The 392-nt window shown below is 45.2% G+C and carries 1 tRNA gene and 1 rRNA gene; both read right to left on the reverse strand.

The window, feature by feature from the left end:
* Positions 1-200 precede the first annotated feature (200 nt).
* Positions 201-273, reverse strand: a tRNA-Ala gene (locus ACTNC3_RS11565).
* Between the two features lie 5 nt (positions 274-278).
* Positions 279-392 (reverse strand): 5S ribosomal RNA (gene rrf / locus ACTNC3_RS11570); the annotation flags it as partial.

Genomic DNA, 392 nt, shown 5'->3' on the forward strand with positions numbered 1-392 from the left:
GCGTGAATCGATGTTGGCTGTGTGATGATGTTTCCACCATCTGGTTTTTTAATTCGTTAACTTTCGTTAACGCCTCGGATGTCTTACTCTATTAAATAGAATAATTTATATATTTCGCAGTATATAGTTTTCAAGGTACGATGACGCTTTTCAGCGCCTGCGAATCTTATCAGAACCCGTAAGTTTTGTCAAGTCCGCAATGGAGATAAAGGGATTCGAACCCTTGACCCCCTGCTTGCAAGGCAGGTGCTCTCCCAACTGAGCTATACCCCCATAAAGAATGGCGTCCACCTATGTTCCCACATCGTTACCAATGTAGTATTTTCGGCCGATCAAGTCTTAACCGTCGTGTTCGGGATGGGAACGGGTGTTACCCCTGACCGCATCAACAC

Source organism: Oribacterium sp. HCP3S3_B9 (assembly GCF_052064255.1).
In the GTDB taxonomy this organism is placed as follows: Bacteria; Bacillota; Clostridia; order Lachnospirales; family Lachnospiraceae; genus Oribacterium.